The sequence below is a fragment of the Maricaulis parjimensis genome (assembly GCF_016817355.1).
Taxonomy (GTDB): domain Bacteria; phylum Pseudomonadota; class Alphaproteobacteria; order Caulobacterales; family Maricaulaceae; genus Maricaulis; species Maricaulis parjimensis.
The window spans coordinates 1-1270 of record NZ_JADOTT010000017.1 but is presented as its reverse complement, the minus strand read 5'-3'; the positions used below and the strand labels follow the sequence as shown (position 1 = coordinate 1270).

The window sequence follows — 1270 nt, the reverse complement described above, 5'->3', positions numbered from 1 at the left end:
TCGATCAGCTGGAAGCCAAGCGTTCTGCGGCCCGTCTGGGTGGTGGTGAGGCGCGGATTGAAGCGCAGCATGCCAAGGGCAAGCTGACGGCGCGCGAGCGGATCGAGATGCTGCTGGATGATGGCTCCTTTGAGGAATGGGACATGTTCGTGGAGCATCGCTGCACGGATTTCGGGATGCAGGACAAGAAGATCCCCGGCGATGGCGTGGTCACCGGCCATGGCACGATCAATGGCCGCCTGGTCTATGTCTTCTCCAAGGATTTCACCGTCTTTGGCGGCTCGCTGTCTGAGACCCATGCCCAGAAGATCGTCAAGATCCAGAAGGCAGCGATCCAGAATGGCGCGCCGATTATCGGCATTTTCGATGCCGGTGGCGCGCGCATCCAGGAAGGCGTCGCCTCGCTGGGTGGCTATGCGGACATCTTCCTGCAGAACACATTGGCGTCTGGGGTCGTGCCGCAGATCTCCATGATCATGGGCCCGTGCGCCGGCGGCGATGTCTATTCGCCCGCCATCACCGACTTCATCTTCATGGTGAAGGACACCTCCTACATGTATGTGACGGGCCCGGATGTGGTGAAGACGGTCACCAATGAGACCGTCACCCATGAAGAGCTCGGCGGGGCCTCGGTTCACGCCAAGAAGTCCGGTGTCGCCGATGGCGCCTTCGAGAATGATCTGGAAGCCCTGGTGCAGATCCGCCGCCTGATCGACTTCCTGCCGCTCTCCAATCGCGAGACCCCGCCCAAACGCCCCAGCTATGACACGGCCGATCGCCAGGAACCCAGCCTGGACACGCTGGTCCCGTCCAACCCGAACAAGCCCTACGACATCAAGGAACTGATCGAAAAGGTGGCCGATGAGGGCGACTTCTTCGAGATCGCTCCGGATTATGGCGCCAATATCGTCACCGGCTTCGGACGCCTGGACGGCCAGCCGGTGGGCTTTGTGGCCAACCAGCCGATGAGCCTGGCCGGCGTGCTCGACATCGACGCCTCCCGCAAGGCGGGCCGCTTTGTGCGCTTCTGCGATGCCTTCAACATCCCGGTCGTCACCTTCGTGGATGTGCCCGGCTTCCTGCCCGGCACGAAGCAGGAATATGGCGGCCTCATCAAGCATGGCGCCAAGCTTCTCTTCGCCTATGCCGAAGCCACCGTGCCCAAACTCACCGTCATCACCCGCAAGGCCTATGGCGGTGCCTATGACGTGATGAGCTCCAAGCATTTGCGCGGCGATGTGAACTATGCCTGGCCGACCGCCGAGATCGC

The 1270-nt window shown here is 61.8% G+C and carries 1 protein-coding gene; it reads left to right on the top strand.

The genetic code is table 11. The annotated features are described in order from the left end of the window. Window positions 1-1270, top strand: a 1270-nt coding sequence (locus tag I0K07_RS15735; RefSeq protein ID WP_203295154.1) for an acyl-CoA carboxylase subunit beta, incomplete at both ends; no start/stop codon positions are given.